The sequence below is a fragment of the Pseudomonas monteilii NBRC 103158 = DSM 14164 genome, from assembly GCF_000730605.1.
GTDB lineage: Bacteria > Pseudomonadota > Gammaproteobacteria > Pseudomonadales > Pseudomonadaceae > Aquipseudomonas > Aquipseudomonas monteilii.
This window is the reverse complement of record NZ_BBIS01000090.1, coordinates 1-5111: the sequence shown is the minus strand read 5'-3', so window position 1 is coordinate 5111 and position 5111 is coordinate 1. Positions and strand designations below refer to the sequence as shown.

Sequence of the window (5111 nt, the reverse complement as noted above, 5' to 3'; positions counted from 1 at the left end):
TCCCAGCGGCTACTACGTCTGGCTGGCCGAGCCTCAATCTGCCCGAGCAAAAGAAGATCATCGTCTGCTCGGTTTGATCAAGCATGCTTGGCTGGAGAGTGGCGGTGTGTACGGCTATCGCAAAATTCACGATGACCTGCGTGAGCTGGGAGAAACCTGCGGGCGAAATCGGGTGGGGCGCTTGATGCAGGCAGAGGGGCTGCGTTCGCAAACGGGCTATCGCCGTCGTCCTGCGTTTTATGGCGGAAAACCAACAGTGGCCTCGCCTAACCACCTTGCCCGGCAGTTCAAGGTCAGCGAGCCGAACAAGGTCTGGGTGACAGATATCACTTACATCCGCACCTATGAAGGATGGCTTTATCTGGCGGTAGTGCTGGATCTCTTCTCACGCCAAGTAATTGGTTGGTCAATGAAGCCAAGGATGTGCAGCGACCTTGCTATCGACGCGATGCTGATGGCCGTTTGGCGACGCAAGCCACAGCAGCAAGTGATGATTCACTCAGACCAAGGCAGTCAGTTCAGTAGCTCAGATTGGCAAAGCTTCCTTAAGGCCAATAATGTGATCAGCAGCATGAGCCGACGGGGAAACTGCCACGACAATGCCGTAGCCGAGAGCTTTTTCCAGCTTTTGAAGCGGGAGCGAATCCGACGAAAGATCTACGCAACGCGTGACGAAGCCCGAAGTGATATTTTCGATTACATCGAGATGTTCTATAACCCAAAACGTCGACATAGCAGTGCTATGCAGCTGTCTCCAGTAGAGTATGAGAAACGCTATTTCCTGAGCTTGGAGAGTGTCTAGGCTCTGTACGAAAAGCCTTGATACTTGGTCATGCTGCGTTGAAAACAGCCTCGGAATGCTCATTTACAACCCGTAAACTCCGCTTCCTCGGCTGTTTTCGCCTTGCCTGACCTGCGTCTCAAAACTTTTCATACAGAGCCTAAGCGCTAATTCGTCAGTTACGCACCTAGCAGATTTATCAGGTCGCACGAAGTTGCCCGGCGGCAGGCGAGCAGCGCTGACCTATCATTTCTGCCAGTAGGCAGCGGTTGGCTATCGCAGTAGAAATATCGCCATCAATGCCCGACCAGGAGCAGGCGAATGACCCTTAGCGATAGCAATGCGGATTCAACAAGAAGGAAGTGTTCTTGATTTGGCGAGGTGTCGGCGTGGACGGTACGCCGTTCGACGAACTGGGCGCAGCTGCCGAAGTCCCGTCAGATTACGATCCCGCCGTTGGCCTTTCCTTGTCGGTCAAAAACGCGATGGTCGAGCCTTTCAAGGATGGCTGGGCCTTTTGTTCCTACAAAGTTGGCGACTTCTCCGAAGAGACCCCTGATTCCCTGCGCCTGCGCTGCTACCTCGGTGTGCGTGATACCCCCGTGCAGGGGGAAACGCTAGCGGTCGTACAAGGGCGCGAATCCCATGACCGGGTAATCAACTGGAATGAACTCGAAACCGAAGGCGTGTTGATGCAGGCTCCGCCGTACCAGGCCATGCAACCGGGTCACCGTGTCGAGTTGGTCATTCGCCGGTTCGACCAGGCGGATGTGGAGCAAACACCGGTAAGCGAGTTCCACGAGGTCACCGCACAGAACGTTGGTTTGCCACTGCTGTGGCCTGTAAGCAGATCCGAATTTACGCCCATTCGCGGTGGCCGGGCCGAGATGCATTACCAGGTTCCTCTTGATGGAAACCCACTCGACTCGCCGGTACAGGTGTTCGAGATCACCGAGGCCCCCAGCGCTACCCCGGTACTTGGGGCTCCAACGGTGGATGGCTATACAGGCGACCCGCTGGACCCGGACAAATATCCCCAGGGCGTGATGGTTCGTGTGCCTGCCCATCCCGACATGCAAGCGGGTGATTTTGTCTTGTTGCATTGGCGAGTAGCGCAGAGCGCGGACACCTTGTTACAGGTTGCACGGATGGATGCCAGCAGCCTGGAAGCCAAGGAAACGCTGTTCCTGATCGGCCCGCAGGCACTGCAAACCGGGAACAACAACGTGTTCTACCAGTATGGCCGTGACGGCCGGGCATTGACCTCCGATACCTTGACCGTGGCGGTTGAAGCGCCGCGCAACCTGATCGCCCCGATTATTGACCATGCCATTGCTGATGGCACGGACAAGCAGGTACTCAACGCGCGCAATGCCATCGACGGCGCTTACGTGAACGTTCCAGAGTTTGACCTGCGTTCAGGCGAATCCATCGAAGTGCATTGGTTGGGTCACCCCAATGGCGGGCAGCAGGTTGTCCGCGAGCCAGAGCCGGGCACGGAGCGGCGCTACAAGGTCGACCCTGGTGTAGTCGCAGCCAATATGCACCAGCCTGGGGATATCGAAGGCAGACGTTTCACGGTGCGCTACAAGATTGTCGACAGCGAGGGTGCCGTTGTTGACGAATCTTCGCCGGTCAACCTGCGTGTCGCGCCTCTGGCACCGAACCCCACCATGGCCTGCCCGCAGGCGGAAGCCAACGGCGACCTGAAACGGAGCAGATTGACAGCCAATGGTGCACAACTGTTGATCAGCGGCCTGGGGCTATGGTCATTCGCCGCGCCAGGGCAGTTGCTGACTATTCGTGTTGATGGCCTGGCTAGCGGCGTGTTGCGCAACAAGGTGGCTATCACTGTTACCGAGTTCGAAGACGCGCGAGTCCAGCAGTGGTTGTCCAGGGCTGTTTACGAGCAGATGACCGATAACCTGCAGTACACGGTATCTGCCGAAGTCAGCTATGACAAGGGCGACAGCTGGCATGCGCTGCCGACCCTGAAGTTGACACCTCGAAAAACCCAGTAGCCCGTGTCGGGTTGAACATTTGATATGTATCCAAGGAATCACTGACCATGAATAAACATGTTTCCCCTAAAGCATTAAGCCTTGAAGACTATTTGAAAGAAATGGAAAAACAGCGCTGGACATTCGGGTGGGGTGCCATCCTGGTTTTCGATCGGCAAAAAACCAATGTCCTGCTTATGCAGGAGTACATTGACCGGCTTGGTACCGATCAGCAGTTCCCCGTGTTCGAAGATTCCGAAGAAGATATTGGCGAAGGCGTCAAGCATGTGCTGATGGGTTTGACGCTGGATAGGCCCCGGCTGTCTTTCGAGAACGCCTCTATCCGACACGGCAGGGTCGCCGCGACCATGCGCATGGTAGGTGGTAAACAATTGCAACTCATTGAGTCCGTCCACGCGGGTGAGACGCATAAGGTAGTCACACGGTTGTCCACCTTGAATGCGATTGTAGGCCCCTCATTGATCTTCACGGCAGATCTGGCAACGTCACAGAGCAGTATCGGTGATGAAGGGGCTGTGGTGTTGAAACTTATACAACTGGATGACAATGGCGAACTTATCTACCAGTACAAGTTTACCGGTGTGGAAACAGAGTTTGAGCGTATTAAGCTAGGTACCCACCTTGCTGAATTAATGAAAACATGGGGCGACGAACTGACCACGCTGCCACTCAGCGAGTTGAGGGAGAGCGAAGACTCGGTGCTGCAACCAGCGCGTTTTGGCATACGTACTCATGCAGAGCATGGTTCCGCAAAACGTGGTGATCCAGCCTTTGGCGAAGGGGCTGTGGTACTGTTCATTGCTATGAAAGACGATAAGAATGGTTCATACCCGCATGACGATGAAGATATGCTGTATATGTTGCCTTCGTCGGCGGATAAGTTTACCAGTAATTTGATCCTGGGTCAGGATCTTATGTGGAAGAAAGTAATTCTTCCGGTGATTAATGCAGTGCCATGGATAGAAGAGGTGAAGTTGCAGGATCGTGAGATTCCGGGGTCAAGTCATCGGCAGTTGGTTGCAACAGAGGGTGGGATTAGTGGGGAAATTCACTTTGAGTATCCTATGCGAAAATACGATTTGCCAAAGTTTACGATGAGTTACAGTGGTGAAAAGCCGCTGCGTTTTTATATTGCTGGTGACGCAGTTAGGCTGGAGTTCAAGCCGGATCCGATTTACGTTGATTCTACGATGGGTTTGAAGCTAGAAAGTGAATATGATCCGTGGTATTACAGGTATGCGACGATTAAGGTGGAAGTGGAAATTGAAGTTATTTTCCGCTTTGTGGTTGAAGAGGTAGATGGTCGTCCGGTTATAGTTTTGAGGCGTGAGCATGAGCGGGCATACAGTAACTGGGAGGTAGATAGCTTCGATGGAACTAGTAATGACCGTAAGTGGATCAAGACTCATTTGGCGGTTTATCAATGGAAGCTACGGGGTCCTGTGGATGAAGTTGTAGGGCCACTGAGTACTATCGGCACTACGCTGGATGCCTTCCGTCTGAATAACCTACTGTTCAGGGGCGACAATATCGTCACGCCTAAAACTCTGCATCAGCCTGGGGATTTGACCGTTCTTGGCCACTTGTCACCGCAACGTACCGATCTGGTTATTGAGCCGAGCGAGGCTGTAGTTGCCGGCGGTGGCAGCCTGACGTTCAAGGCATCAGGCGCAAGCGACATCGAATGGTCAGTGGACAATGTTGATGGCGAAGATGGCGAGAAAGGGGATATTGACCTTTCAGGTAAATACACGGCGCCTAGCGCCGATTCGCTGCGCGCATCGGGCTTCCGTCGGGTCATCGTCACTGCCACGGCCGGCGACAAGGTCAGCAAAGCAATGCTCAGCCTGGTTGAAAGTTCTGTATCAGTCTATCCCTCTGTGGTGGTCGTCTCGCTGGGTAGCAAGCACTCCTTGGTAGCCGGTGAAGTGGACAAGAAGGCCCTGACCTGGACCCTCAAGGACCAGAATCTGGGAGCAATTGAGGAAGACCCGGATAAAGACCCGACAATGCAGGACGGGCGCAAGTTTGTAGCAGCTAAAACGCTGCCAGCGCCTGGCGCAGGGGAACCTCTTAACTTCATTTCGTCTCGGCTCGCCGAGGTGGAAGTTTCAAGCGCAGATAATAGTAAGCGCACTATCGATGTGTTGGTTGTGGTGGACCAGAGCGGGAGCTATTGGCTGGAGGCGAAAGTTTCGGGTACTGGCGTACAACTCACATTCTACCGGACTACAAGAAGCGTCCCCAAAGAAAAAGTGCCGGCTGCGGCCACGCATTGGCATAAATACAAAGGCGATGGAACGTTTGAC

General features: G+C 54.0%; 3 protein-coding genes. All 3 read left to right on the top strand.

From position 1 onward, the window contains the following. Positions 1 to 802, top strand: an 802-nt coding sequence (locus tag PM2_RS29075; RefSeq protein ID WP_042132632.1) for an IS3 family transposase, incomplete at its 5' end; no start/stop codon positions are given. A gap of 347 nt (positions 803 to 1149) precedes the next feature. Next, complete coding sequence (locus PM2_RS29070) at positions 1150 to 2802, top strand: hypothetical protein (protein ID WP_042132631.1); 1653 nt, start codon at positions 1150 to 1152, stop codon at positions 2800 to 2802. Positions 2803 to 2849: 47 nt separating this feature from the next. Continuing rightward, positions 2850 to 5111: hypothetical protein (locus tag PM2_RS29065; RefSeq protein WP_042132630.1), on the top strand; the 2262-nt coding region annotated here is incomplete at its 3' end.